This is a genomic window from Pseudarthrobacter siccitolerans, assembly GCF_030823375.1.
GTDB classification, from domain to species: domain Bacteria; phylum Actinomycetota; class Actinomycetes; order Actinomycetales; family Micrococcaceae; genus Arthrobacter; species Arthrobacter siccitolerans_A.
In genome coordinates this window covers 2,069,811-2,096,217 of sequence record NZ_JAUSXB010000001.1, presented here as the reverse complement: position 1 = coordinate 2,096,217, position 26,407 = coordinate 2,069,811, and the positions used below count along the sequence as shown (strand labels likewise).

Genomic DNA, 26,407 nt, shown 5'->3' with positions numbered 1-26,407 from the left:
CGTTGTGTGACGCCCGGTCTGTCATCGCAGCGGGTGGGATGCCCGCGAACCACCATCAATCCGTTCGACCGCCTTGGTGCCGCTGATGCTCCAGGCAGGGACCGGTTCCGTGGTTAACGTCGCCTCCGAAGCGGGCCTGCGAGGTTCCGCTGCCGGCGCGGCCTACACCGCGTCGAAGCACGCAGTGGTAGGCCTCACCAAGAACTCGGCCGTGATGTATGGACCCAAGGGTCTGCGCTTCAACGCCGTGGCTCCGGGTGCCACGATCACCAACATCGTTGCCGACTGGGGGTCCCAGCTGGCCGCCGAACGCCTTGGCCCGCTTATGCAGGCCACTGTCCCCGCGCCCGCCACCGCAGCGCAGCTCGCCGCATCCATCACCTTCCTGCTCAGCGACGACGGCACCAACAGTAACGGCGCCATCCTTGCCTCCGATGGCGGCTGGTCCGCGCTCTAGGGAAGCGAGCAGGCACACAGGGAAGCGGACGACGGCGGGGGCCTCCCGGCGTCGTCCGCTTCTGTTTGAAAATTACGCAGTTATGAAGGTCATCGCCCGACGAGGCCCATATGCAGATCGTTGTAGCGGTTCCCCTGCACGCCGATCCGGGCGGCGACAGCATTGAGGTCGGCCACTTCATCGGCGGACAGCGCCACGGTGGTTGCGCCTGCGTTTTCCTCGAGCCGCTCACGGCGGCGCGTCCCGGGGATCGGCACAATCCACGGCTGCTGCGCCAGAAGCCATGCCAGCGCAATCTGCCCGGGTGTGGCGTTTTTGGCCGCGGCGAGTCCGGCCACATGATTCACCAGGGCCTGGTTGGCGGCGCGGTTCTCGGGCGTGAAGCGGGGGATGGTGCCCCGAACGTCACCCTCCGAGAATTTCGTGGACGTATCGACGGTTCCGGTGAGGAACCCCTTGCCCAGCGGGCTGAAGGGCACGAAACCGATCCCCAGTTCCGCCAGCGTTGGCAGCACTTCCGGCTCCGGATCCCGGGTCCACAGCGAGTACTCGCTCTGGACAGCCGTCACGGGAAAGACGGCGTGGGCGGCGCGGATGGTCGCTGCCGAAGCCTCTGACAACCCGAAGTGGCGGACTTTCCCGGCCTGGACGAGTTCGCCCACCGCGCCGGCCACCTCTTCGATGGGCACATCGGGATCAACGCGGTGCTGGTAGAAGAGGTCGAGCGTGTCAACGCGCAACCGGCGCAGTGACTCCTCCGCAACGCGCTTTATCCGCTCAGGCGAACTGTCCAGCCCCACGGATTTCCCGTCCTCGATCCGCCACCCGAACTTCGTGGCGATGACTACCTGTTCCCGGACCGGCGCGAGTGCTTCCCCCACGAGTTCCTCATTGACGAAGGGTCCGTAGACCTCGGCGGTGTCAAAGAAATTCACCCCAATCTCCACCGCGTCCCGCAGCACACCGATCATCGCCTGGCGGTCCCCGGGGTTGGAGCCGTAGCTCTGGGACATGCCCATGCAGCCAAGGCCGATAGCCGAGACCTGCAGGCCCTGCCCAAGTGTCCGTGTATGCATAGAATCTCCCTTTGCTGGTATCGTCCTGCCGACGCCGATGTGCCGGGCTTACCTCCAGTCAACGCCTTCGTGGAAGGGCAAGGGAGTCCCTGCTGAAACGAGGACTGGCAGACCCTCCCTTGTCGGCACCCCCGATCCGACGGAGCTGCCCTCAAGACGCGGCACGACCCTTCGGTAGTGATGCATCAACACGCCTCCGGCGTTGCCCGGGACGGGAGGTAACATCGTCAGCAAAGTCATCGGCAGTGCCAGCCACTGCCTGCTGAGTAGGCGTCGTGGGTCTGAAAGGGGAGCAGTGCGCGCAACAGTCAAGGACGTCGCGCGCCGCGCAGGTGTTTCACCCAAGACTGTCTCGAACGTGATGAACGGCATCGTTCCGGTAAGTGAAGCCACCAGATTGAAGGTGGAGCAGGCCATTCTCGATCTGGACTACGTGCCCAATCTCTCCGCCCGTGGACTGCGGAACGGGAGGTCCGGTGTGATTGCGCTGGCCTTGCCTGACCTTGCTACGCCCTACTCGGCAGAAATTGCCCACAACATCGTCGAGGTGGCGCATGAGCAGGGCTGGGTTGTGCAGATCGAGGAAACCGGCTCCGACCCCCAGCGCGAACACGAACTCATGGTGCGTGCCCGCACCAACCTGATCGACGGGCTGATCCTTAACCCTGTGGTGTTGGATGAGAGCGCCGTCCAGGTAGGCGTTGCCCTTCCGCCCGTTGTCCTGCTGGGTGAGGTCACCCAAAAGCTCGCCGACCGCGTCTTCGTGGATAGCGTCGCGGCCGCGCGAGACATGACACTGGCCCTGGCGAAGTCCGGGCGCCGCAGAATCGCCGTCCTGGGAACCACCCAGGGCAGGGGATCGGCCGCGGCGATCGCGAGAACCCAAGGTTATGAACAGGCACTGGAGATCCTGGGCATCGCCCGGGACGAGTCACTGCTGGTTCCCTGCGAAAAATGGACGCCGCAGACTGCCGCCGAGGCACTCACGGCCTACCTGGACTCGCATCCGCTTCCCGAGGCCCTGTTCTGCTTCACGGATTCCATGGCCATCGGCGCCCTCAGTGTGCTCTGGAAGAGGGGCCTGCGGATACCGGACGACATCGCGGTGGCGGGCTTCGACGACATTGCCGACGGCCGCTACGCCGTGCCTTCCTTGACCACCGTGTCCTTTGACAAGCGCGCCATTGCCAGCGAAGCCCTGCGCCTCCTGACGGAACGGATGGCGGACCGGGGCCAGGAGCAGCGCGTGGTTTCCATCGACTACAGCATTGTGGAACGGGACAGCAGCCGCGGCTGAAACGAGAACAGTCGATCGAATTGTTGGCGCTAACAATTTTCTCTTGCCGCAGCTATTACATCGATGTAATGTGAGACCCGCGTCACCCTCAGTGCAACATTGGCGGGGAACGCAGCGCGCCGGAACCGGAAGTTTTGAGCAAAAAGAAGTGCCCTTTCAGCGGACCCATCCAAAGGAGTGATTGGTGAAGCAGTTTGAATTTTTTCCCGGGAAGCAGTTGTCCCGGAGGCAGTTACTGACAGGAACGGCCGCCTTGGGCAGCGTCCTGGCAGCAGGCGCCTTGACCGGCTGCGGCGGGAACGCCCAGGCCTCCACGGTGCGGGATATCGGCTTCTGGCATCTGCTGTCAGGTGGCGACGGTATCAAGATGCAGGCGATGATCAACGGCGCCAACCAGGCCAATCCGGACTTCAAGGTGCATCCCACCGTGCTGGCCTGGGGACCCCCTTATTACACCAAACTGACCATGGCCTCGGCAGGTGGACGTCCGCCTGAGGTAGCGATCATGCATGCCAGCCGGGTTCCGGGTTACGCTCCAGGCGGCCTGATCGACCCGTGGGACCTCTCGCTGCTGGCAGAGCACGGAGTTTCCGGTGCTGACTTCGCCCCGCGAATCTGGGAGAAGAGCCAGCAGAACGGCAAGGTGTTCTCCATCGCCCTGGATTCACATCCGTTCGTCATGTTCTACAACACGGACATCGCCGGCAAGGCAGGAGTCCTGGCCAGCAACGGGCAACTGCAGCAAGTGGCTTCCCCGCAGGAATTCATGGCCATGGCCAAAGAAATGCAGAAGGTCACCCAAGCCCATGGATTGTCCTTCGGCTACCTTGGCAGTGGATCCCAGATGTGGCGGCTCTTCTACACCCTCTACAAGCAGCACGGCGCTGACATGGAACTGACACCGGGCCAGCCGATGAAGGTTGACCGGGACGCAGCCATTGAGTCGCTGGAATTCATGGCATCGCTTTTTGATGACACCATCGCGGCCAAAAGCGGCGACATCAGCACCGGCATCGCGGAATTCGCCCGCGGCGACTCGGGCATGCTCTTTAGCGGCGTTTGGGAACTGCCGACGCTCAAGAAGGCAGGACTGCCGGTGGACGCCGCGACCATTCCCACGCTCTATGGCACGCCAGCGGCTTACGCGGACTCGCATTCCTTCGTTCTTCCACGGCAACTGAATGTGGATGATGCGAAGCGCCGCGACGTCTACAAGTTCGTCAGCGATGTCCTCAAGGGATCACTCTCCTGGGCAGAAGCGGGCCATATTCCTGCCTACCAGCCCGTGGTCCAGTCGCAGGCCTACAAGGACCTTACGCCGCAGGTGCATTACGCCAATGCAGCCGATGTCATTGCCTACGATCCCGAAGCCTGGTTCAGCGGCTCAGGCTCCGACTGGCAGACCTACTTCGCGGAGAACGTACAGAACGTCCTCCTGGGACGCGACAAGGCAGTTGCAGGTTGGGACGCCTTCGAAGAGCGCACCAACACCCTTCTTTCCCGGCCCAACCCGGTCTAACCGCACGAGCGACAAAGGAGTCCTTCATGAGTTCTTCACTAACAGCCCGGCGGAGCCCCGGGAGCTTCACCAGGAGGAACCTCAGTGGCTGGGGGTTCGCCACGCCTTTCCTGGTCTTCTTCCTCGTGTTCCTCGTGTGGCCCCTTCTTTACGGCCTCTACATGAGCCTCACCGGCAAGTCCCTTACCGGAGCCAATGACAGCCTCATCGGCTTTGCGAACTACGCCGAAGCCCTGGCCGACGCCGGCATGTGGCGCTCACTCGGCAACACCCTCTACTTCACGGTCATCAGCACGGTTCCGCTGGTCTTGGTGGCCCTGGTGATGGCGGCACTGCTCAACGTCGGATTGCCGGCGCAATGGCTGTGGCGGCTCTCCTACTTCGCCCCGTACCTGCTCGCGTCCACTGTGGTCTCACTGTTCTTCACATGGATGTACAACCCGCAGCTTGGCCTCATCAACGATTCCCTTTCCAAGATCGGAATTCCCAAGGTTGCCTGGCTCAACGACCCCAATGTCGCCATGTGGGCCATCGTCATTGCCACGCTGTGGTGGACGGTGGGTTTCAACTTCCTGCTGTACCTGGCGGCGATGCAGAACATCCCGCACCAGCACTACGAGGCAGCATCCCTGGACGGCGCCGGGGCCTGGCGCCAGTTCTTCTCCATCACCTTGCCGCAACTGACTCCCACCACTGTGATGATCGTGCTCCTCCAGATCCTGGCCTCACTCAAGATCTTCGACCAGGTGTACCAGATGACCGCCGGCGGTCCCGGAGGATCAACCCGGCCCGTGGTGCAGTACATCTTTGAAACCGGGTTCACCGGCTATCGGCTGGGCTACTCCGCAGCCATCTCCTACATCTTCTTCGGACTGATAGTGCTCGTCTCGGTCATGCAGTTCGTCATCACCCGCCGCAGGAGTGCATAACCATGGCAATTCAGACGCTTAGCCGCCCCGAGTCAGGCACCAGCACCAGCCAGGTACTGCGCCAACCGCGCAAGAAAATAACCGCGGGCAAGATAGCCGCCGTCGTGGTCGCAGCGATTATCGCAGTCCTGTGGCTGATCCCCTTCGCCTGGGCCACCGCCACGGCTTTCAAGACCGAGACGGACGCCGCAGCTCCGAAGGTCAGTTGGCTGCCGCCGTCGGGCTTTACTCCCGAAGCATTCGTGAAGGTCTTCCAGGACGGCAACATCCCGCTCTGGACGTGGAATTCGCTCTACACCTCGGCGGCCATCACGGCCATCACCCTGGTGATCTCCGCGCTGGTGGCCTATGCACTTTCCCGGATCGACTTCAAGGGCAAGAAGGTGCTGATGACCGTGATCATCGCCTCCATCATTGTCCCTCCGCCGGTCCTGATCATCCCGCTTTTCTACCAAATGCTCGCCCTGCACATGATCGATACCTCCTGGGCGATCATCCTGCCGCAGGTCATCCACCCGGCCATGGTGTTCGTGCTCAAGAAATTCTTCGACCAGATTCCCCGCGAACTTGAAGAAGCCGCGGTGATGGACGGCGCCAGCCGCATGCGGATCTTCACCCAAATCATCCTGCCGCTGTCCCGGCCCATCCTGGCCGCCGTCGCCATCTTCGTGTTCATCGGCGCCTGGAACAACTTCCTGTGGCCGTTCATCGCCACTAACGACGGTGCACTCCTTACCTTGCCGGTGGGCCTGCAGACCATCAAGAGCGCCTACGGCATCCAGTACGCACAGAACATGGCGTCGGCTTTGCTCGCGGCGCTGCCGCTCATCCTCGTATTCCTCTTCTTCCAGCGCCAGATCATCAAGGGCGTCGCGACGACGGGCCTCGCCGGTACCTGAACCGGCACCTTCCGCCTACCAACCAACGTTTCAAACAGACCTGAACCACAACCAAGGAGCTGCTGCCCATGTCCCGCGCCCGGATTACCCTCGACCGTGACTTCACTATCGGCGAAGTACCCCGCCGCCTCTTTGGCTCCTTCGTGGAGCACATGGGCCGCTGCGTCTACACCGGCATCTACGAGCCGGGCCACCCTGAAGCGGATGAGAACGGCTTCCGCCTTGACGTCCTCAAGCTCGTCAAGGAACTCGGCGCCACCGTCATCCGCTATCCCGGCGGCAACTTCGTCTCGGGCTACAACTGGGAGGACGGCATCGGCCCGCGGGAGAACCGGCCCAGCCGCCTGGACGGCGCCTGGCACACCGTGGAGTCCAACGCCTTCGGCCTGCACGAATTCGTGGATTGGTCCCGCCAGGCCGGTACGGAAATCATGGAAGCCATCAACCTGGGCACCAAGGGAGTGGATGCGGCCCGCGAGATCGTGGAATATGCCAACCATCCGGGCGGCAGCTACTGGTCCGACCTCCGCGCGAAGAACGGCCACAAGGACCCGTTCAATATCAAGCTCTGGTGCCTGGGCAACGAGATGGACGGACCGTGGCAGATCGGCCACAAGACCGCCGAGGAATACGGCCGCCTGGCGCAGGAAGCCGCCAAGGCCATGCGCTTCGTTGACCCGGACATCGAACTGGTGGCCTGCGGAAGTTCCAACTCCGGCATGCCGACGTTCGGCGCCTGGGAGCAGACTGTCCTGACACACGCGTACGACGAGGTGGATTACGTCTCCCTCCACGCCTACTACCAGGAACACAACGGCGACGCCGGCAGCTTCCTCGCCAGCGCAGTGGACACCGACTATTTCATCGAATCAGTCATCGCGACTGCGGATGCGGTCCGCGCGAAGGGAAAGCACAAGAAGCACATCAACCTTTCCTTCGACGAGTGGAACGTCTGGTACCAGCGGGGCCTGGACACCGAAGACCAGCCACGCAACGTGGCAAAGGCGGGCTGGCGCGAGCACCCCCGGGTCATCGAGGACAAGTACAACGTGACGGACGCCGTGGTAGTGGGAACACTGCTAAATTCGTTGCTCCGGCACGGCGACCGCGTCAAAATCGCCAACCAGGCGCAGTTGGTCAACGTGATCTCACCGATCTTCAGCGAGGAAAACGGCCCGGCGTGGCGCCAGACCATCTTCCACCCGTTCGCCCGTATGGCAGAGCTGGCCAAGGGCCAGATCCTGCGCTTGTCCGTGGACTCGGACAAATACGAAAATGCCCGCTTCGGCGACACCGACCTTGTGGATGTCAGCGCCACGTGGAACGAGGAAACAGGCCGCATTGCGCTGTTCTTCGCAAACCGCGGCCTTGAGGAAGCGGCAGACATCGAAGTTTCACTGCGTGGGTTCGATGCCCGCCAGGTACTCCGCGCGGAGGTCTTGGAAATCCCCGAAAACGGAGACCGTTTCACCATCAACACCCAAAGCAGGCCGAACCAGGTGGGGCTCAAGCCGCTGGAAGAGGCTAAGGCGAGCGGCTCCGAACTCCGGGCAACACTCCCGGCGCTGTCCTGGGCTGTGATTGAGCTCGACGTCATCAAAAACTGACACTCCCGCCGCGGCATAGGGGAGCGGCACCATGCAGGAGCGAGGACGGCGAGGAGCGACGACGGCGGGAACCTCCCGCCGTCGTTACCCGCTGCCCCTCCGACGGCGGCTGGTCGGCGCTGTAGGGACCGGATGTATGTGAGGAGAGCAACGCACCCGGTTCCAGCCGCCTTCGGCCCTACCGGGATGGTGCTGGAAGGCCTATCTTTGACCTGCCATAACCCGAGGGAAAGGAACGACGATGTTCACTTTGCAGATCAGCTATCCAGTCCGGGATTACGAGGCTTTCAAGAAGGTATTCGACACCGATCCTGCAGGCCGCGCTGCCTCGGGCGCCCGGTCCGTCCGACTGTTCCGGGATACCGAGGAACAGAACAACGTGGCCGTGCTCCTTGACTTCGAGACCAAGGATGCTGCGAACGGCTTTCTGGGGCGGCTCCGCAGCGAGGTCTGGGACAAACCGGAGGTGATAGGGCAACTGATGACGGCACCGCCCTCAGCCAGGATTCTGGAGGAAACGGCCCGCGAAGGCCAGGGCGCTGGCTGACCGCCAACACACCCGGTGGTACCCGCAGGGTGTGTTGGGGCAAATTCAGGCTCACGATCCCCACAAGGCGGCTGGGCAGCGATGTGGGAGAGCGGCACCTAAAGCAAGCGGACGACGGCGGGAACCTCCCGCCGTCGTCCGCTTACTGCAGTGACCTGAACCTGGTTGCCTGACGCCGAGCAGTGCGCAAGACATCTCGCGCCCGAGATCGCCACCTTTGTCCCTCCCAGTTCACCCGCCAGCAACCACCAGGTCCCCACCCGTTCTTCCTGGACCAGCAGTCTTTTCACGCACCCCTTGCCCGGCACACCCCATAGCCGGGCGGACATCCCCGAGGTACCAGGAGTACTCCGTGTTCGTGAAAAGCACCCTCGCCGCCGTCGCCGTCCTCGCCACCCTGGCCGGGACAGCCACAGCTCCCGCCCAGGCGGAGGCACCCAAGCCCGCGCCCGTCGTCGTCGGCCAGCCCCTTGCCGGGACACATGCCCACAACGACTATGAGCATGACCGCCCCCTGTTCGACGCGCTGGAGCATGGCTTCACCAGCATCGAAGCAGACGTGTGGCTGGTGGACGGCGAACTGCGGGTGGCCCACGACCTTGCCGACGCCAAGCAAGGCGTCACGCTCGAGAGCCTCTACCTTGACCCGCTCGAGGACCTGGTCCGGAGCCAGCCCGGCCACAGCGTCTACCCTCGATGGGACGGGAGCCTGCAGCTCCTGATCGACATCAAGAGCGAAGGCGAGGCCACCTACGCCGCCATCGAGCAGGAACTGGCTGACCACCGGGACATCATGAGCCGCTACACCAGCGGCAACGTGAAAACCGGCGCGGTCACCGCGGTCATCAGCGGCAACCGCCCGCTGGCCACCATGCAGGCACAGACTAAGCGGTTCAGCTTCTACGACGGCCGGTCCGCGGACCTCACCTCCGGCCTCCCCGCAGCACTGATGCCACTGGTCAGCGACAACTGGACCAAGCTCTTCACGTGGCAGGGTGTGGGACCCATGCCCGAAGCCGAGCGCGCCAAGCTGCGCACTTTCGTGGCTGCGGCCCATGCCAACGGCTACCGCGTCCGCTTCTGGGCCACCCCGGACCAGTCAGGCGAAGCCCGTGACGCCGTCTGGACCGAACTCGCCGACGCCGGCGTGGACCACATCAACACCGACGACCTCGCCGGGTTGCAGCGGTTCCTCACCGCCCGCACGCAGTAACCACCCAGCAGAATCAGGAGCACTCCCATGCCTTCTAAGACCATAAAAATGACGACGGCGGCCGCCGTCCTGGCGCTCGGCCTCCTTGCGTCCCAGCCCGCCACCGCCGCTGACACCACCTCCGGCAGCACCCCGGACAGCCGGCAGGCTTTCACCTTCGGCGTTATTGGTGACATCCCCTACGGCGCGGCCGAGATCGCGAAGTTCCCGTCCCGCATCCAGGACTTGAACGCGGACAGGGAGCTGAAGTTTGTAGCACACGTGGGCGATATCAAGAACGGCTCCTCCGTCTGCTCCGACGAGTACTTCTCCTACATCCGCACCCAGCTCGATACCTTCACGCATCCTCTGGTGTACACGCCCGGGGACAACGAGTGGGTGGACTGCCACCGCACCAACAATGGCGCCTACAACCCGCTGGAGCGGCTGGACAAACTGCGGGAAGTCTTCTTCAACGAACCCGGCAAAACGCTCGGCGCCACCATGCCGGTCAAGACGCAGGAGAACCTGGGGCTTCCCGAAGACGTCCGCTTCACCCAGAACCGGGTGGCCTTCTCCGTGTTGAACATCCAGGGCAGCAACAACTCGCTCCTTCCCTGGAGCGGCCTGGGCAAGACCGCCGCAACTCCGGAGCAGCTGGCCGAAGTGGAGCACCGGACAGACGCCGTCCTGGCCCAGATCCGCGAGACCTTTCGGGACGCCGAACGCCGGAACGACAGGGCCGTGGTGCTGATGGCCCAGGCTGACATGTTCGATCCGTCGCTGCTCGCCGGCGCGTCCGCGGACCCGGACACTGTTTCCGGCTTCCGCGAGATCGTGCAGACCATCACCGAGGAGACCAACCGGTTCGACGCGCCCGTCTACCTCATCAACGGGGACAGCCACGTGTTCGCCCAGAACGAGCCCCTCGCCGAGGGCTCGCCCTGGCTGGACATCTACGGCCAGCCCGCCGCGGACAACCTGCAGCGCATCACGGTGGACGGGGCCAACAATGCTGTCGACTATGTGCGGTTCACGGTCGCCGGCAACAGCGCGGACGGTGCGGACGTCCTGAGCTGGGAAAAGGTCCCCTTCAGCCAGTAGGCACCAAGGAAGCGGACGACGGCGGGAACCTCCCGCCGTCGTCCGCTTCCGTAGGGAGGGGGCAGCGTGACATTCAGCTGCCGCACTTCCCTCTCTTGCTCGGGTCCTTGCCTAGAACTCGGTGGTGCCGCGCATCTTGCGGGGGCGGCCGTCCGGGTCGACCAGAAACCTGTTGACAGGATTCGCCCAGAGACGCTGGAGGGGCGGCACCGGCTGCGGGTGGTGGTGCCGCACTTGTCCCCTGGGGCGCGGCGAGCTGTGCCCGTTTTTGTGCCACTGGTCCAGGCCGTCGGCGGTGGCTTTCCACAGGCCTAGCCGGGCTGCCGGATCGTGGAGCTGGGGGTCATTCTGGTCCAGGCCCAGGTGTTCGGCCCAAAGTTGGAGCCGGAGCGAATGGGCCAACGAGCGGGAAGCCTCAGAACCGGCACTGGTGTCGACGACCGCGCAGGTAAGCTCGCTGTCCGTAGTCCATGACCGGCGGTTGAAGTTGTCCGACCCGATCGTGAACCAGGTGTCGTCGATGATGCAGATCTTGGCGTGGACATAGATGGGGGTCCCTGCCTTGTTCTCCAGGTTGAAGACGCCGAATCTTTCGGGGGCAACGCGGCGCATCTTTTCGATGGCACGCAACTGTCCCACCCGTTTGGGCGGCCCTCCGAGTGGACCGTCCGAGTCCGGGTAGCGCGGCACCACGGCGATCACGTTCAACCCGGGGTTCTGTTGGAGGGCAGCTGCGATTCCATCGGCCACCTCTGCGGACCACAGATACTGGTCCTCGATGTAGATCAGCGAGCGGGCCTGGGCGAAAGCTTTTGTGTAGGCCCGGGCAACGCTCCGCTCACCGCCGGGAGCGAACGGGAACGGTGGGTGCTTTACGCCGTAGGTGCGCAGCAGCTGTACTGCGTGGGGGCCAGCCGACGGCGGTGGCGGCGCTGTCTCCGGCAGGGGTTTGGGGTGCCGGGGCATATCCGCCAGGCGTTGCAGCAGCATCCGGTACGGCGTGCGGTGGTCCAGGGGATGGGGGTCATTCCACCGTTCCGCGAACAGCTCCAGGACATCCGCCACCACCGGGCCGCGCAGTTCGAGGGCGGCATCGTGCCAAGGTGGTTGTTTCCCGTACCGGGAATCCATGGCCACCGCCTGCGGGTCTCCCGCGTGATCGGCGTCGTCCCGACGGCTGTGGGAAAGGTCGATCCCGCCCACGAACGCGACGTCCCGTGACGGGTCGTCGCGGCGGCGGATGACGACCAGTTTCTGGTGATGGCAGCCGAAGAGGCGCACCCGCTGATCCAACAGCACCTCGCCGCCGGCATCGTTGACCTGGCGGCTGAGGAGCTCGTTGGACCGGCCACTCATCGGGGCCGAAATGCGCTCACCGTGGGATCTCCAGATCAGGCCGCGGACTTCCACTCCCGCCCGGGCCAGCCGCGCCAGCAACTCTCCGATCGTCGGTCCGTCCGGTGTGAGCCGCTCGTCGGCGTCGCCGCGCCAGTCGGTGAACCACACCCGGTCTCCGGCTTGAAGGGCCGACAGCTCCTCATGCAGCCGGGCGAAGTAGGCGGCCCCATGAACCAGGGGCCGCACGAGGTTACCCTCGGACCAGGACGCTGATCCGTCACTTCCGGCATGCACGCCGGTGGCCGCATTCCCACGCTCACTGCCACTTAAGAACCAGGTACCAGGATTACTATCCACTCGATGTTCCCTTCGGGGCCTGCGGCCGGCTTAGTGTCCGGCCTCCTATGTAGCCTACGACTGGCTCATCAAGTCATCGGGTTGAATCATCGCCTTACGCCGTGATTCCCGGGATCTAGGCGACACCCTGCCGATCAGCAGGTTTTCGTGGGGGTGTCTGACAGGCACTGCCACTGAAGGAGCAGGCTGCGTAGCGTTGAAGCCGTGGACAGGAAAGAAGAGATTCGTGAGTTCCTGATCTCGCGTCGTGCGAAGATCAGCCCGGACCAGGCCAGGATTCCCAACTACGGGGAGCTGCGTCGGGTGCCTGGGCTGCGCCGTGAGGAAGTGGCTGAGCTTGCCGGGGTGAGCACGGACTACTACACGCGGCTGGAACGGGGCAGCCTCCGCGGCGTCTCCGACTCGGTGCTCGAGGCGGTGGCCTCCGCCCTCCAGCTGGACGACGCCGAGCGGGCACACCTGATGGACCTGGCACGGACGGCCAACGCGCCGTCGCGCCGGACGTCCCGCCGGCCGCTGCAGCAACGGGTCCGTCCCGGTGTGCTGCGCCTGCTGGACGGGATGACGGGAGTGGCGGCCATAGTGCAGAACGGCCGTTCGGACTTGCTCGCCGCCAACCAGCTGGGCCTTGCCCTCTACGGGCCGGTGTTCACCTCGGTTGAGTCGTTGGGCCCGGAAGGATCCACCCGGCGCCCGAATCAGGCGCGGTACCTCTTCCTCGATCCGGGCGCGGGGGACTTCTACCCCGACTGGAACGCGATAGCGGCCACCACCGTGGCGGTGCTCCGGCTTGAATCCGGCCGGAACCCGCACGACAGGGCCCTGAACGAGCTGATTGGCGAACTGACCACGCGCAGCGGACTCTTTGCCGGGTTGTGGGCCGGGCACGATGTGCGCATCCACACCACGGGAACCAAGCGCTTCCACCACCCGGTAGCCGGCGACCTGTCCCTGCAGTTCGAGACGCTGGACCTCCCCGGCGACGAAGGGCAGACCGTCTTCACCTTCTCCGCGGAGCCGGGCTCCGCCTCCGAAAACGCGCTGGGATTCCTCGCCAGCTGGGCGGCGGCGCCGTCCACGCCAACGGACTCAGCACCAGAAACAACCACCGGCGGCGATCGTGCCGGCGGATCCACCCTCCCTGGGCGCGCCCCCGCGCAACCAGGAACCCGCAACCCAGGAAAGACAGAACCAACCCATGACTGAGCAGAACACCACACACGGGCAGGAAACCACGAAGGGCAAGAAGGTCTGGTTCATCACCGGCGCCGGCCGCGGGCTGGGCACTGACATCGCGAAGGCAGCCCTGGCGGCCGGCCACGCGGTGGTCGCTACCGGCCGCAACCCGGAAAAGGTCACCCAGGCCGTCGGTGAGCATGCGGATCTACTGGCCGTGAAGCTCGACGTCACCGAACCCGCAGAGGCGACGGCCGCCATCCAGGCAGCCGTGGACCGCTTCGGCCGGATCGACGTCCTCGTGAACAACGCCGGCAACTTCTACGCCGGGTTCTTCGAGGAAATCACGCCGGCGGACTTCCGGACACAGATCGAAACCACCATGTTCGGGCCGATGAACGTCACCCGCGCCGCCCTGCCGGTCCTCCGCGGCCAGCGCTCAGGCCTGCTGGTGACCATCTCCTCGACCGCCGGCATCGCAGGCGGCGAGTTCCTCACCGCCTATGCCGCGTCCAAGTTCGGCGTGGAGGGCTGGGCCGAGTCGCTGGCCCCGGAAGTCGCTCCGTTCGGCATTCGCAGCATGATTGTGGAACCCGGATTCTTCCGCACCGAGCTGCTCACCCCGGAATCCACCAGCTATGCGGACTCCGCCATCGAGGACTACGCCGAGCGCACCGAGCAGACCGTCAAAACCTGGAAGAGCATGGACGGCCAGCAGTGGGGAGACCCGGCCAAGCTGGCCGCTGCGCTGATCCAGCTGGCCGAGCTGAACGAGCCGCCATTGCGCTTCGCCGCAGGCGCCGACGCCGTGGATACTTTCGAGGCGCGGGCCAAGCTGCTTCAAGACCAAGCAGATGCCCACCGGGACCTCTCGAGCAACCTCGCCTTCAGCGAGGCCTGACAAACGGAAGCGGACGACGGCGGGCGCCTCCCGCCGTCGTCCGCCGTACCTTGCACCTGCACGCTGACAGGGAATTCCGAAGGTCTGGACCCCGGTAGCTGCCGGATTTATGGTGAAAAGGTGGCGGCTGCCTGACTGGCAGGATAGCCAGTGCTGCCGGTCCGCTGTTGCGGCCGTCCGTCACGAGGAGGAAGCAGATGGAACACGTTGAAGAGACCGTTGACGTCGCTGTCCCGGTGCGGACCGCGTACAACCAGTGGACCCAGTTCGAATCCTTTCCGCAGTTCATGTCCGGTGTGGAATCCGTAACCCAGCTGACGGACACCACCAACCACTGGGTGACCAAGGTAGGTGGTGTTCGGCGGGAGTTCGATACTGAAATAGTCGACCAGGAGCCTGACGACCGGATCGCCTGGCGCAGCACCGACGGCAAGTCCCATGCCGGCATCATCAGGTTTACGCCGCTGGATGCCAACCATACGAAGGTCAAAGTCCATTTCGAATGGGCGCCCGAAACCGTCACCGAAAAAGCAGGCGCGGCCCTGAAGATCGACGAAATGCAGGTAAAGGCGGACATGCGGAAGTTCAAGGACTTCATCGAATCGCGCGGTACCGAAACCGGTGGCTGGCGTGGCGAAGTCGAGGATAGCGGCCCGACCGGGCAGTTCTAGAAGAGCCGGCGGGATCGGCTGGGGAAGCGCCTGGCAAGCAGAACTGCTGACAAACGGAGAGCGGATGACGGCGGGAACATCCCGCCATCGTCCGCTCTCTTTGGGTCAGCTGTCCAGCAGCCCGCCGCTGGCCCAGCGCCGCACCGCCAGCTTCTCCGCCGCGTCGAATTCCAGCAGCGCCACCCGGCACAGTTCTTCCACGTTCCCGGTCCACGCTGCCGCCAGCTCCTCCGGCGTCGACTGCTCGCTGAACTGGAAGTTGGCGTAGGCCAGGCCCTGGAGGACAAAGCTGACGGCACTGCGGGAGACCGGCTGGCCTGCGATGACGCAATCATCGCGCACCTTCCGCGACAGTTCAGCGCGGGTGAGCGGCGGATGCTCCCGCAGCCGGGCCGCCATGGCCTGGAAGATCTGCCGGAACTGGGCCGCGGAAAGTGCAGGCACGTCCGTCACCCGGGTGACCCGCTCCTCGATCCCCGGCTGCATGTCGGCGGGCAGGGGAAGATCCTCGCTTGAGAACCGCTTCGAGTCCCAGACCCAGCCGCCTTGTGCCGCTGAATACTCGACGTTCTTGCCGATCTGGGAAACCCACGTCCCAAACTTTCCGAAGCCGCCCCAGTCCGTCTTCAAGGAAGGATCGGCCGTGAGGGCCCGGTGTGCCACCATCGCGCCAACGACCGGTCCAGGTGCCGTCCGGACAAACTCCGCCACCTCCCGGATCGCGGGGGAGTGGGCTTTTGCTTTTGCCTTGGCTGCGGCAGGTGCCTGCGGTTGCTTCACGGAAGCTGCTGCATCGACGGGTTCAGCCGTTGTGCCGTTGAGGATTGCAACAAAATCATGGGACTCCACCACGTGGTCCGCCATCTCCCGGTAGGCGAAGGCCACCGCGCCGGCTGCGATAACGGTGGTCATCCGGTCGGCGGCGCGGAACCGCTGGATCAGGGAGGTGAAATCGGCATCGGCCGAGGCGATGAAGAACTCTTCGATGCCACCGCCGCCGGAGAGCGCGTCCATGGCATCGAGCACCAGGTTGATGTCCGTGCTGCTCTTTCCGCGCTGGGTCAGGGACGGGCAGTCGATGACGCGGAATCCGGCGCGGGTCCAGTAGGTGCGGTACTTCGAGTACACCATGGGGTTCAGGTAGCAGTTGCGGATCAGGAAGCGCCGCGTCCCCTCGCCGGAACCACTGGCTGACAAGGCGTCGGCCCAATGTTTGGGGTCTTCGGCAAACCGCTTCGCCGCCTGCGGATCCAGAGCCTGGAGGCCGGTGAAGACGTTGTCGAAATCAACAAACATCGCCGCCCGGATGCCGGGCCGGCGGGAAGGTGTGAGTGCCGCGTTCATTGGGCCAGTGTGCCAGCAACGGTGCGCAGGGGCTGTCCCTCCGGGCGCGACACGCGAGCGTACGACGGCGGGAGGCCGCCCGCCGTCGACCGCCCACCACTCACTGACAAGGACTGCGCCGGCAGAGGTACAACGGCAGGAGGACGGAGTCCCTGCAGTTACCGCTTAGGGGCTGAGGTCCCAGTGGACTTGGATTGCCTCAGCAATGGGGCCAGCGGTGACGTCGACGCGTAAAGCAACGGGCGCGGTTCCCGTCTCCTCAATTACCGTGTCACGGTACACGCGGCCGCATCTGGGGCACAGCGTGTAGAGGTCCTCGTCCGCGGGCCATGCCGCCAGCCCTTCGGGTACGGGGGTCTCTGCATAAACAGGCACGCCCTGTGAGTTCGCCTGAATCAATCCGTCCTGGCTGACACTGTTACCGCACACGCAGGTGATTGTGGTGACATCATGACCCACCACATTGGCGGTTTCAGCGTCCATGGCGACCTCCCGGGGGCTGGAAGGGAGCTGCTGGTATCAGCTTATGCCCGCTGATCCGTGTGGCGCCCGGGCCTACCCAACTTCCGCAGCATCCATTGCCTGCTTACAGTGTGGGGTTCACTATTAAGGCTGTCGGGAAGGCTGGGGCCTACTGAAACGCCCACCGCCTACGGATCAAGGATTCGAGATGAATGATGGTTCCGCTTTCCCGAACCGGCGCACGCTGCTGAAGACAGCCGGGATTGGGGCGGCCAGTGTCGCCGCGTTGCCGCTGCTGTCCGCTTGTACCGGCGCATCGGCAGAGTCTGTATCCTCAGCGACGGCGCCGGCATCCCTGCTCCCGGTCCCGCCGGGACAGATCGAACCACTGCTGGACCGGCGGAAAGTCGACCATGCCCTGGCCCAGCTCGACGGACAGATCCAGTCCGCCATGGAGCACACCGGGCTCCCGGGTATGGCCGTCGCCGTGGTGTATCAGGATGAGGTGGTGTACTCCAAAGGTTTTGGGGTCCGGGAAGTCGGAAAGCCCGAGGAAATTAGTCCTGACACCGTGTTCCAGGTGGCTTCTGTGTCCAAGCCCCTGGCATCCACAGTGGTGGCCGGGCTGGTGGGGCGGGAGGTCATCAACTGGACGGACCCCGTTATCGAACATAACAGGAGCTTCGCGCTCAAGGACGACTACGTCACGCGGAATGCCACCTTTGCTGATCTGCTGTCGCACCGCAGTGGGTTGCGAACAGCCTCGGGTGACCTGCTGGAGGACCTCGGCTTCGACCGGGCGTACATCCTCGGCCACCTCAACCAGGAGCCCCTGGATACGTTCCGGTCCAGCTATAACTACAGCAATTTCGGATACACGGAAGGCGGCCAGGCGGCAGCCGATGCCCTGAAAGTGACTTGGGAGGATCTGGCCGACGAGGTTTTATTCCGGCCTCTGGGCATGTCCGCCAGCAGCTACCGTTACTCGGACTACGAGCGAGCCACAAACAAGGCCACCATTCATGTGCCCCTGGGGAACAAGCAGTGGGCAGCGAAATACCGCCGCAACGCCGATTCCGAGGCTCCGGCCGGGGGTGCGAGTTCGTCGGTGCGGGACCTGGCCCAATGGCTCCGGCTGCAGCTGGGCAACGGCAGTTACGAGGGCAAGCCCGTTATTGATGCGGCTGCCCTCCAAACAAGCCACGTTCCCCATGCGGTCTCCGGGCCGGCTTCGGCTCCCGCTGCGCGCTCGCGTTTCTATGGGCTGGGCTGGAACGTCTCGTACGATGACCAGGCCCGCGTCCAGCTGGGACACTCCGGGGCGTTCAACCTTGGCGCCGCCACCGCCGTCGCCATGCTTCCCGGTGAACAATTGGCCATTGTGGCCCTGACCAACGGGCGCCCGCAGGGGATTCCTGAAGCAATCACCGCCGGCTTCCTGGACACAGCCCAGCACGGATCACCCACGGTGGACTGGCTGGCATTCACTGAAGGCGCCTTCAAGCGCATTGATGAGTCCGAGAAACCTGAGGTCGACTACACCAAAGCTGCGCCTGCCCCTTCCCCTGCCAAGGCAAACAGCGCTTACACGGGCACCTACAACAACTCCTACTATGGCCCGCTCGTGGTCCTCGAAGAGGGCGGAAAACTGGCCATGAGAATGGGACCGCCTGCCAACCCCACGACTTTCCTTCTCACCCATTTCGACGGCGATACCTTCAGCTTTGAGTCCATAGGAGAAAACGCCAACGGCCTTGCCGGTGCGCTGTTTGCGGAAACAGGCGGCGGCTCCTCGCCGAGTGTCACCCTGGACTTCTACGACAGGACCGGGCTGGGGACCTTCACCCGGTGATGCCGGCGTTCTTCGGGATGTGAGACGCGAGCCCGGGACTTAGAGCCGCAGTTCCATATAGACGCTGTTGGGATCCAGGGCATAGTCCGCGAAAGGCGGGCACTCGGTGAAGCCGTTCCGGACATACAGGCGCCGAGCGGGGGCGAAATAATCCTCGGTGCCGGTCTCAAGGTAGATGCGCTCGAGGTTCCGGGCGCGGGCGTCGGCGAGGATATGCCGGAGCATGAGGGTTGCCACTCCCTTTCCCCGTGCCGCCGCGGCGGTCCGCATGGACTTTATTTCGCCGTGTCTGGGGAGCCCGGCGAGGGATTCCAGGAGCTTAAGCGCGCCGCAGCCCAGCAGGCCGCCGTCCTCACGGGCCGCCCAGAACGTAATCGACGGTACTGACAGTGCAGAGGGGTCCAGGGCGTGAACGCTTTCGGCCGGCGAGGTGGCGAACATGTCTGCCAGGTGTTCGCTAAGGAGCTGGTGCACATCACCGTGTGTGGAATCGTCCCGGTCAATGGAAATCATCGCCGCTAAATCTACCGGCTTGGGCCAGCATCGGACTGCTAAGGCCGCGCCGGGAAGTCCCCAGCTGCGAAAAGGCAACGGACAATGGCGGGAGTTCCCCGCCGTCGTCCGTCGTCCGTTGTCCGCCTTCTAAGCCTCGATGGTCACGCCGCGCCAGAACGCGATGCGGTCCTCGATCTGCTTCGCCCGCGGCTTTGTCTCCGGGTAGTACCACGCAGCGTCCACGTTCAGCTTCCCGTCCACTTCCAGCGTGTGATAGCTGGCCTTGCCCTTCCACGGGCAGATGGAATAGAGGTCGCTGTCCCGCAGGTATCCCGCGTTGACGGCGTCGCGCGGGAAGTAGTGGTTGCCCTCCACCACCACGGTGTCAGTGGATTCGGCGATGACTTTTCCGTTCCAGATGGCCCTGACCATGTGGTTTCCTTCCGTAAGTGCCGCTGACATGAAAGGCGGCTCGGGTCGTAGGAATGCCAACGGCCTGACGGCCGCGGTTGTTCCCGGACGGCAGAGGGACTGCCGGAGGCGTCCGACGGCGGCGCTACCGCGGGCTTTTGTCGATGACGCAGAACCGGTTCCCGTCGGGATCGGCGAGGACCACGAAATCAGGATCCTCCGGGTACAGGTCCCAGTCCACGCGCTGCGCGCCGAGTGAGATGAGCCGCTCCACCTCCGTGTCCTGATCGTCCGCGTATAAGTCCAGATGGATCCGCGGGTGCTCTTGGACTGGCGTCTCACTCAACATGAGTGACAGTTGCGCTCCGGGGCCCGACGCCGGCGCAAGCGTCACCCACGTCTCGTCACCTCGCTCACGGGGAACGTAGCCGAGGGCGGCATGCCAGAATTCGGTAGCGAGCGCGACGTCGTTGACGCCGAGGACTATGGTGCCGAGGGTCAACATCCGCCCAGCCTAAACCCGGGCCGTGCACGGATGCGAGGGCCAGGTCAAATGGTCGTGCCGCGAAGCACCAAGGACCCTTCCAGCTCAAACCGCTGGTCGCTGCTCGCACCAGGCCTGCCGGCCGAGCGCAGGATTGTGACCGCGCTGCGGGCGGCGGACGCCAGATCCAGCGAGATACTCGAAAGCGGGGGATGCGTTGTTATAGCCAAGGTGTCGTCACAACCCAGGACGTTGATGTCCTCCGGGACGCGCATGCCGTGTGCCCGGAACCCGGACATCAGGCCATGGGCAACGACGTCGTCAAAGGCGATCACGGCCGTGGCCCCGGCGGCTTCCACCTCACCGCTGACTTCCAGGGCATCGGAGTAGTTTCCGGACTTTGCCTGGAAGAAAAACGGCTTCAGTCCGAGGCTTTCCAGCGTTGACTGTACGCAGCCATGACGCTGGGCATCGGACCAGGACCTCGCCGGCCCGCCAACGTAAGCAATGCGGGTGTGGCCGGCTTCCACGAGGTGATGGAGCCCTTCGGCGAGGGCCTTGGAAGTGCTGATCAGGACACGCGGGACGCCGGCCACGTCGCGGTTGATCAACACCGTTGGTTGGCGTTCGGCAATGGTCTGAAGAACCCGATCCGAAAGCCGCGAGGACGCAATGATCAGCCCTTCCACTTGCGGTGAAAGCCGCTCGATCATCTGCAGTTCCCGCTTGGTGTCCTCAGCGGTGTCGGCAACGAAGACTGCCAGCCCGTAATCCTCTGCCGCCAACTGCGCATACCGGATCAGCGGCGGAAAGAACGGGTTGGCAACGTCAGGCAGCACCAGTCCAATAGCGCCGGAGCGGCCGGTGATCAGAGCGCGGGCGTGATGGTTGGGGACATAACCGATCTCTGCAGCCGCATCCATCACCCGCTGGACGGTCTCCGGCTTCAGCTTCCCCGGATCGGTGAATGCGCGGGAAACGGTGGAGGGCGCCACGCCGATACGCTTCGCGACTTGGACAATCGTGGACTTGCTCTTCACAACAACTCCCGTCCCAGTCCAACCGCAGTTTCCACCAACTGCTCGGCGCTGCCCCGCTTGAACGGGGCTGGCATGCCGTAGTAGCGGTGGGCGTCGGTGACCTCGTATCCGCCGTGGTCGTACTCATCCGAGGTGGGAAAGTACCCAGGGCAGCCGTTGCTGTATGCGGCTACGAGAACGGGAGAGTCGAAGGCTTCCTGGATGCGCTCGGCGCACTCGAGGAAGGGTTCTCCCGGCAGCGCCACCACCAGCAAACCGCCAAGCCGCAGAACTGTCACCGTCCCTCTCCATTTCATATCCCGCAGTAGTTGGTCGCGGGCTGCCCAGTCAATCCAGGTCTGCAGCAACTCCCGCTGACCCGGTACCGCACCCGCCATGAGCTTAGTCCAGTGCGCCGCTGACTCGGCAGGGCTGCGGGCGTCAAGTACTTCGAAGCACAGCTCAACGGGAGCCGCGGCGGCCCGGGTGACGCTGCCGAGCGCCTGGCTTGATGTCCGTGCCCGGGCAGCAGCCTTGCCGAGAAGGTCTCCTATCCGTTGGGCCTCGGTGAATGTCCGGTGCTGGGAGGATGCCTGGGAATAGGAACTTTCGGCAGAATGGCCAGTGTTCACATCACCGGCCGCCCCCGTCAGGAAGACTGCAGTGGATCCAGGGGCTTCGCGCTCGAGGTGGCTGCGCACAAAGGCAGGGTAGTCTCCGGAGATCAGCCGGTTGTCAGCGCCAAGCACCACGGGATGGCAGGGATACTGCACCAGCCAGGTCCTGATTGTCCCGTCGTCCCGCTTGAATGCCACAACCTGCAGTGATGGATCTATTGCCCGCTCAGGGTGCCGCCGGTTTTTGGCGATGCCAAGACCTTGGAAGGATTCGTAATAGGCCCGGCAGGGTTCCCGTGAGTTGGAAGCATCTTTGACGGCAACTGCTGCAGCTTCGCTGATGGCTTCGATGATTTCCGGGTCGCATTCCCCTAAGCCTCCACGCATTGCACAGGGGCCGGCGTGTGTGTGGGTGGCGCCGATCACCGCGTAGCCGTCCCGGAACGGGATCCGGTCCGCTATGGTCCGGCAGGCGGGGCCGTCAAGGCCGCACACATCCACCGTCACCCAGCAGAAGTTGTCGATAACAAGTGCACGCACGGTAAGGGGGTCATGAACTCCGGTGCTCGGCTCCACACGGGCAGCAAAACCGGACATCCTGGTGCCTGGCGGTACGGCAACCTCCACGGTGGCGGCGCCCACCGACAGGTGGTTGGTGCCGCCGTCGTCAGTTGTCATGGATGGGGAGCTCATGGGCGGATGTTCTCCATCCTCGCCGAGGATCTGATGACTTCGAGCACCGCTCCGGAATCGGAGACGAGGACCATGTCCGCAGGCGCCCCGGGCTGCAGCGTTCCCAGTCCGGGACGGGCTCCCGGAAGTGATCGCGCCGGATTTTCCGTGACGAGTTTGAGCGCCTGTCCCAGGCTCACGCTGGTTGACCTCACCACGTTGCGCAGGCCGTCGGGAAGGCTGGCTGCCGCGCCGGCCAGCAGCTCCGTTCCCACATACGAGAGCCGTCCGTGCTCATCGAGATCTACACTCCCGCCGACAGGAGTCTCGTACCGGCCCGGCGCGTTGCCGGCAATCGCCGTCGTATCGGAAACGAGAAATGCTCCGCGGGGTCCTTTCGCCCGCAGCATGACCTCGATGGTTTCCGGGGGCAAATGATGGCCGTCCGCTATGAGCCCGCAGGTCACGCGGTCGTCGGCCAGCTGCGTCCAGATGGCGTTTGGGTGGCGCGGGATCATCGCGGCAATTCCGTTGCCCAGGTGGGTGGACAGGCTTGCGCCCGCGTCGATGGCGCTGAGTACCTCGGCTGCACCTGCATGGGTGTGCCCGATGGAAACCCGGATGCCCATTGAACAGATCTCCTCGATTGCCCTTGGTGTATCGGGCCAGTGCGGGGACACAGTGACCACGCCTATCCGGGTGATGGCGGCCCACCGCCGCACCTCCTCCGGATCGATGGCCCGGACCTGGCTGGCGTCGTGGACTCCACGTGCCCCGTCATGGTCGGAAATGAAAGGGCCTTCAACGTGGACGCAGGGGATGGCGTCCCGCACCCGGGCATCTGCGTTCCGGGCCTTTTCCACGCACCTCAGCGCATGGCTGATCGCTTCCTCGCTGGCGGTGATAATGGTCGGCACCCAGGTGGTGACGCCAATCCGCGCCAATTCCCCGGTGATTCCCTCGATGACTGTGCTGTCGGCGTCGGGCGCGTTGACGTCCATGCCCATGTAGCCGTTGACCTGCGCGTCGACGAAACCCGATGCCAGCACCGGCAAGTCCGAGGCGTTCGGATCGTGTTTGCGTTCGACGGCGGCGATGTAACCGTCTTCGAAATGAACAGTGAGAACGTCCCCGCGGCTGGCATCGCGGCCCTTGATGGACTGCCTTGTCATAAGGAATGCACCCGACCCTTGAACCGGTCCAGGAACTTCCTGTTTGCCTCGTCGCCACCGGGGGCGTTGCCGGACCGCCAGATGGGCGGCTCGATGTTCCGCTCCCGCAGTTCCCTGATGGTGCATTGCACGAGCCAATTGAGGGTGTAGGCGTTGGCAAAGGTGGACACAGCGCCGACTTTTTCGCTGACGCCGGGCAATTCCACGACGGCGTCGCCGATCGGCACTTTCGTGTCGATGTGAAGGTCGACGACGTCGTGCAGGTTCGATCCTGAGGGGTGCCGCGCGGGATGGTCGGCTGCGCTCTTTTCGGCGTGCTCCCGGGAGGAGACGCCGATAGTCCTGACACCCAGCGTGCTGGCTGTCAGTGCGGCGTCGATCAAGGCGGTATTGATTCCGTACGCGTTCACCAGGATCAGCACGTCGCCGGGCACAAGGCCCGCGTTTTCGATCACGATGCGACCATAGCCGGGCGTCCGTTCCATCGCCATTGAGCGCAGCGCTCCGCCGGTGAGCATGGTCCCCTCGTCGAGGATCGCCGAGATGTGCATCAGGCCTCCCGCACGGAAGAACACTTCCTGGCTGGCGAGGTTGGAATGGCCGCCGGGTCCGTAGATGTGGATGAGGCGGTCCGCGGCTATCTGTTCGGCGAGGACCGACGCCGCTTTCGCGATGGAAGTCTGCTCCTCGGCATGGATGCGTTCCAGGAGCGAGGTGATGCGGGCCAGGTAGTCGGCGCCCAGATCTGCTGGGTCACTCATCGCGGATCAGACTCCTTGTCGAGGTAGAGGGACGACTCGGGATGGGTGCGAAGGATGGTGCCGGGGTGTTCTCCCGTGATGGGCTTGCCGAGGGTATCTGCAACTGCCTGCTTCTTCGCCTGCCCCGGCACGGAGGCAATGATCACTGCCGCGTTAAGCAAACGCGGGATGGTCACGGTGACGGCCTGCGTGGGAACGTCTTCCAGCCCTTCGAAATGCCCCTCGTCCACCTGCTGCTGGCGCGAGACATCATCCAACGCAATCACCCGGGCTGCTTTCTGGTCGTGGAAGTCTGCCGGCGGGTCATTGAAGGCCAGATGGCCGTTGACCCCAAGGCCGCACAGCACAAGATCGAACGGCGCGGAGCCCATGATGCGGGCGTAGTCCTCCGCTCCCTGGGCCGCGTCACCCGCTGTATTGATGCGGTGGAAGTCTTTGGGGCTGACCGAATCGAAGACCAGCCGCTGCAGCCAGTTGCCGAAGCCCTGCGGTGCATCCGGGTGGAGCCCCACGTAGTCGTCCATGTGGAAGCACTCCACGCGTGACCAGTCGACGCCGGGCTCCGCGACGAGCGTGGCCAGGGTGGCTTCCTGGCTCGGCGCCGCGGCGAACATGACCCTGGCCGTGCCGTTGACGGCAATAGCATCAGCGATGACGAGGGCAGCATGCTCCCCGGCCGCCTTGCCGAGTTCCTCTTTAGTTGGGTAGGCGCGGACCGCGAGTGTCCCGTGTTGCGCCGGACTGACGTCGAGGTCACTGTGCTGCATGTGAATCATCCTTTTCGAGTCGATTGAGAAATACCGCCGTCCGTGCGATGTGGAACGGATCCTTGACCGGGAGTGCCACCACCTTGTCGAGTGGCGCTCCCTGTCTGTCCCGGATTTGTGTCCATTCATTCCGGTGCGGATCCGGGAAGGTTGCAAGGGTGTAGTCAGTGACCTTCGAATTCCAGTCTTCGAAGCCGTAACCGCCGTAGTGCCGGGCGAGCAGCTTCGTGGCATACATGGCCTCCGCATGCACCCACCACAACTTGGTGCTCCAGGTGGATTGCACGAGGTCCTCATAGGGGTCGCCGCGGAAAAGGGACCCGGATGGCATGCCGCCGTCCTTGTCTACGTATCGGAAAAGCCCTCCGTGCTCTTGATCCCAGCCGAGCTCCAGCGCTCGCAGCGCAAGCCCGGGAAGCCACTCGGGGAGGGCTGATGCGGAACCGCCCACCGCCTCCTGGCTGTGGATCAGCATCCACAGGCACTCCAAGAGGTGTCCCGGTGTCCTGTGCCTTGCCAGGAGGGAGCCGGTGTCCCCGGCGGAGTCCGGCCTGAACTCCCACCACTGGGTTTCCTGCAGCATCGGTTCCCTGCCTTGACCCTCAAGCAACTGGCCAAGCGCGTAGGACACGGCGCTCCGGGCAGCTGGTGAGCCTGTTGACCGGAAGAGCTCGGATCCAGCGTGGAGCAGGGTCATGGGGGCGGCGAGGTCGCTGAAACCTGACCGGACAGGATAGGGGGCAGACATGGCATTCCGAGACTTGATTCTCGCCAGCGCGCTGGCCAGAATTTCGTCAGCGGTGGCCGCGGCCTGCGATTTTTCCGGCTCCGGATATCCGGGCACTTTCGCTGCGCCTGCAAAGCCAAGGACTGCGAACAGATCGGCAAAGACGCTGGTTGCGACTTCCCCAAAGGGGCCCGACGGCAGGGCGGTGCCGGTCCGGTCTGTGCGGAAGGCGGTGAATCCGCCCTCCAGCACGGCGTGCGTCCGGACAAACTCGGCAGTTTGAACCGCCCGCCTGGACCACTTTTCGTCGTCGACTTCCAGGATGCCCTGACGCGCATCGGCGCCGATCTCCGCGCACAGCCACGCCCAGCGTCCTTGCGACCACGTGTACTTATCAGTGGACTGCAGAACGCCTGCGTTGGAAAAGCAGGTCATGACGCCGCCGTGAAGATCGTCCGCGCCGTTGCTGTCCCACCAGGGAAGGATGGCTTCCTGCAGGTGGTCGCGGGGAGAAAAGCCGGATGCTGTCATGCCGCGCACAGCGCCGCTAGGAC

The 26,407-nt window shown here is 64.2% G+C and carries 25 protein-coding genes and 1 pseudogene; 13 read left to right on the top strand and 13 right to left on the bottom strand.

Going from position 1 to position 26,407, the window contains the following annotated elements:
- Positions 1-70: 70 nt before the first annotated feature.
- Positions 71-457, top strand: a pseudogene (locus QFZ36_RS09860) (SDR family oxidoreductase); the annotation flags it as partial.
- Between the two features lie 89 nt (positions 458-546).
- Here QFZ36_RS09860 and QFZ36_RS09855 read toward each other — a convergent pair.
- Positions 547-1,533, bottom strand: coding sequence for an aldo/keto reductase (locus QFZ36_RS09855; protein WP_306635972.1), 987 nt, complete (start codon positions 1,531-1,533; stop codon positions 547-549).
- 295 nt (positions 1,534-1,828) lie between these two features.
- On the opposite strand from QFZ36_RS09855, the gene QFZ36_RS09850 reads away from it, so the two are divergent.
- The 8 genes from QFZ36_RS09850 to QFZ36_RS09815 all read left to right on the top strand — a co-directional run bounded on the left by QFZ36_RS09850 (position 1,829) and on the right by QFZ36_RS09815 (position 10,627).
- Positions 1,829-2,830 carry a LacI family DNA-binding transcriptional regulator gene (locus QFZ36_RS09850; RefSeq protein WP_306635970.1) on the top strand — a complete coding sequence of 334 codons (1,002 nt, stop codon included), beginning with the start codon at positions 1,829-1,831 and terminating at the stop codon, positions 2,828-2,830.
- A gap of 184 nt (positions 2,831-3,014) precedes the next feature.
- Entirely contained in the window at positions 3,015-4,349 is a 1,335-nt protein-coding gene (locus QFZ36_RS09845) for an extracellular solute-binding protein (protein WP_306635966.1), read from the top strand.
- Positions 4,350-4,375: 26 nt separating this feature from the next.
- A complete protein-coding gene (locus QFZ36_RS09840) occupies positions 4,376-5,278 on the top strand; it encodes a carbohydrate ABC transporter permease (RefSeq protein ID WP_306635964.1) in 903 nt (300 codons plus the stop codon).
- 2 nt (positions 5,279-5,280) lie between these two features.
- A complete protein-coding gene (locus QFZ36_RS09835; protein ID WP_306635962.1) occupies positions 5,281-6,177 on the top strand; it encodes a carbohydrate ABC transporter permease in 897 nt (298 codons plus the stop codon).
- A gap of 68 nt (positions 6,178-6,245) precedes the next feature.
- Positions 6,246-7,784, top strand: coding sequence for an arabinosylfuranosidase ArfA (arfA, locus tag QFZ36_RS09830; protein ID WP_306635960.1), 1,539 nt, complete (start codon positions 6,246-6,248; stop codon positions 7,782-7,784).
- Positions 7,785-8,025: 241 nt separating this feature from the next.
- Positions 8,026-8,331 carry a hypothetical protein gene (locus tag QFZ36_RS09825; protein WP_306635959.1) on the top strand — a complete coding sequence of 102 codons (306 nt, stop codon included), beginning with the start codon at positions 8,026-8,028 and terminating at the stop codon, positions 8,329-8,331.
- Positions 8,332-8,683: 352 nt separating this feature from the next.
- Positions 8,684-9,544: a phosphatidylinositol-specific phospholipase C/glycerophosphodiester phosphodiesterase family protein gene (locus QFZ36_RS09820; RefSeq protein WP_306635958.1), complete on the top strand. Its 861-nt coding sequence runs from the start codon at positions 8,684-8,686 to the stop codon at positions 9,542-9,544.
- 27 nt (positions 9,545-9,571) lie between these two features.
- A complete protein-coding gene (locus tag QFZ36_RS09815; RefSeq protein ID WP_306635957.1) occupies positions 9,572-10,627 on the top strand; it encodes a hypothetical protein in 1,056 nt (351 codons plus the stop codon).
- A gap of 111 nt (positions 10,628-10,738) precedes the next feature.
- Here the strand turns inward: QFZ36_RS09815 and QFZ36_RS09810 are convergent, their stop codons facing one another.
- Entirely contained in the window at positions 10,739-12,211 is a 1,473-nt protein-coding gene (locus QFZ36_RS09810; protein ID WP_306635956.1) for a phospholipase D family protein, read from the bottom strand.
- 315 nt (positions 12,212-12,526) lie between these two features.
- Between QFZ36_RS09810 and QFZ36_RS09805 the strand changes: the two genes are divergently transcribed.
- From QFZ36_RS09805 to QFZ36_RS09795, 3 genes are all read left to right on the top strand, one after another.
- Positions 12,527-13,528 carry a helix-turn-helix transcriptional regulator gene (locus QFZ36_RS09805; RefSeq protein WP_306635954.1) on the top strand — a complete coding sequence of 334 codons (1,002 nt, stop codon included), beginning with the start codon at positions 12,527-12,529 and terminating at the stop codon, positions 13,526-13,528.
- Positions 13,521-14,399, top strand: coding sequence for an SDR family oxidoreductase (locus tag QFZ36_RS09800; protein WP_306635953.1), 879 nt, complete (start codon positions 13,521-13,523; stop codon positions 14,397-14,399). The genes QFZ36_RS09805 and QFZ36_RS09800 overlap by 8 nt, the downstream gene beginning before the upstream one ends.
- Before the next feature lie 197 nt (positions 14,400-14,596).
- Positions 14,597-15,070: an SRPBCC family protein gene (locus QFZ36_RS09795; RefSeq protein ID WP_306635951.1), complete on the top strand. Its 474-nt coding sequence runs from the start codon at positions 14,597-14,599 to the stop codon at positions 15,068-15,070.
- Between the two features lie 105 nt (positions 15,071-15,175).
- Here the strand turns inward: QFZ36_RS09795 and QFZ36_RS09790 are convergent, their stop codons facing one another.
- Together QFZ36_RS09790 and QFZ36_RS09785 are read right to left on the bottom strand one after the other, a co-directional pair.
- Entirely contained in the window at positions 15,176-16,414 is a 1,239-nt protein-coding gene (locus QFZ36_RS09790; RefSeq protein WP_306635949.1) for an NYN domain-containing protein, read from the bottom strand.
- 165 nt (positions 16,415-16,579) lie between these two features.
- Positions 16,580-16,897: a hypothetical protein gene (locus QFZ36_RS09785; protein WP_306635948.1), complete on the bottom strand. Its 318-nt coding sequence runs from the start codon at positions 16,895-16,897 to the stop codon at positions 16,580-16,582.
- A 187-nt stretch (positions 16,898-17,084) separates the two neighbouring features.
- On the opposite strand from QFZ36_RS09785, the gene QFZ36_RS09780 reads away from it, so the two are divergent.
- Positions 17,085-18,728 carry a serine hydrolase gene (locus QFZ36_RS09780; protein WP_306635946.1) on the top strand — a complete coding sequence of 548 codons (1,644 nt, stop codon included), beginning with the start codon at positions 17,085-17,087 and terminating at the stop codon, positions 18,726-18,728.
- A 39-nt stretch (positions 18,729-18,767) separates the two neighbouring features.
- Here the strand turns inward: QFZ36_RS09780 and QFZ36_RS09775 are convergent, their stop codons facing one another.
- The 9 genes from QFZ36_RS09775 to QFZ36_RS09735 form a co-directional block, all read right to left on the bottom strand.
- Positions 18,768-19,241: a GNAT family N-acetyltransferase gene (locus tag QFZ36_RS09775; RefSeq protein WP_306635944.1), complete on the bottom strand. Its 474-nt coding sequence runs from the start codon at positions 19,239-19,241 to the stop codon at positions 18,768-18,770.
- A 129-nt stretch (positions 19,242-19,370) separates the two neighbouring features.
- A complete protein-coding gene (locus QFZ36_RS09770) occupies positions 19,371-19,655 on the bottom strand; it encodes a DUF427 domain-containing protein (protein ID WP_306635941.1) in 285 nt (94 codons plus the stop codon).
- Between the two features lie 124 nt (positions 19,656-19,779).
- Positions 19,780-20,139 (bottom strand): VOC family protein, encoded by a 360-nt coding sequence (locus tag QFZ36_RS09765; protein WP_306635939.1) that lies wholly within the window; start codon positions 20,137-20,139, stop codon positions 19,780-19,782.
- 44 nt (positions 20,140-20,183) lie between these two features.
- On the bottom strand, positions 20,184-21,158 hold the full coding sequence (locus tag QFZ36_RS09760) for a LacI family DNA-binding transcriptional regulator (RefSeq protein ID WP_306635936.1): 975 nt from the start codon (positions 21,156-21,158) through the stop codon (positions 20,184-20,186).
- Positions 21,155-22,447: a hypothetical protein gene (locus tag QFZ36_RS09755; RefSeq protein WP_306635935.1), complete on the bottom strand. Its 1,293-nt coding sequence runs from the start codon at positions 22,445-22,447 to the stop codon at positions 21,155-21,157. The genes QFZ36_RS09760 and QFZ36_RS09755 overlap by 4 nt, the downstream gene beginning before the upstream one ends.
- On the bottom strand, positions 22,444-23,598 hold the full coding sequence (locus tag QFZ36_RS09750; protein WP_306635933.1) for an N-acetylglucosamine-6-phosphate deacetylase: 1,155 nt from the start codon (positions 23,596-23,598) through the stop codon (positions 22,444-22,446). Before QFZ36_RS09750 ends, QFZ36_RS09755 begins: the two co-directional genes overlap by 4 nt.
- Complete coding sequence (locus QFZ36_RS09745) at positions 23,595-24,359, bottom strand: SIS domain-containing protein (protein ID WP_306635930.1); 765 nt, start codon at positions 24,357-24,359, stop codon at positions 23,595-23,597. Before QFZ36_RS09745 ends, QFZ36_RS09750 begins: the two co-directional genes overlap by 4 nt.
- On the bottom strand, positions 24,356-25,126 hold the full coding sequence (locus QFZ36_RS09740; RefSeq protein ID WP_306635929.1) for a 6-phosphogluconolactonase: 771 nt from the start codon (positions 25,124-25,126) through the stop codon (positions 24,356-24,358). Before QFZ36_RS09740 ends, QFZ36_RS09745 begins: the two co-directional genes overlap by 4 nt.
- A complete protein-coding gene (locus QFZ36_RS09735) occupies positions 25,113-26,384 on the bottom strand; it encodes an AGE family epimerase/isomerase (protein ID WP_306635927.1) in 1,272 nt (423 codons plus the stop codon). The genes QFZ36_RS09740 and QFZ36_RS09735 overlap by 14 nt, the downstream gene beginning before the upstream one ends.
- Between the last annotated feature and the right edge of the window lie 23 nt (positions 26,385-26,407).